The organism is Streptomyces sp. 6N223 (assembly GCF_052246635.1).
Classification (GTDB): Bacteria; Actinomycetota; Actinomycetes; order Streptomycetales; family Streptomycetaceae; genus Streptomyces.
On record NZ_JBQQCA010000163.1, the window covers coordinates 1 to 532 of the forward strand.

The 532-nt window shown below is 67.5% G+C and carries 1 protein-coding gene; it reads right to left on the reverse strand.

Annotated features, from left to right (window positions below; all coding sequences use genetic code 11):
• The coding region (locus tag ACTWQH_RS32830) for an NAD(P)H-binding protein (RefSeq protein WP_443290468.1) at nucleotides 1-250 on the reverse strand (250 nt) is incomplete at its 3' end.
• Between the last annotated feature and the right edge of the window lie 282 nt (nucleotides 251-532).

Genomic DNA, 532 nt, shown 5'->3' on the forward strand with positions numbered 1-532 from the left:
CGGTCAGCGCGCCGCCGCCTCGGATGGCCGCGGAGACGACCAGGACGCGCTCGGCACCCTCGAAGGCGTGCTTGAGACTGCCGGGTTCGGTGAAGTCCCCCGCCCGGACTCGGACGCCGCGCTCGGCAAGGTCGGCGGCCTTGCCCACGTCACGCACGCTGACACCGATCCTGCCGGCCGGTACCCGCTCCAGCAGGCGGTTGACGATCAGCGCCCCGAGGCGGCCGGTGGCTCCCGTGACAATCAGCATCGGTGGCTCCCAACTGATGGCGTTTCCAACGGAACGATCTGAACGATAACATTGATACTTCCATTGGATGCGACTTCGTGCGTTCAACCGGATGAGGACCGGCGCCGCCCCCGGCAGCCTCGGGCGGGTCGCCCGCGGAGAGTGGCAATATCAGTGATAACATCACCTGTCACGCATGGGCGATACCATCGTCTTCATGGCACCGAACACGCAGCGGCGAGACATCACCCGGGACCGCATCGTGAAGGCTGCGGCCGCCCTGCTGCGCGACCAGGGTCCGGC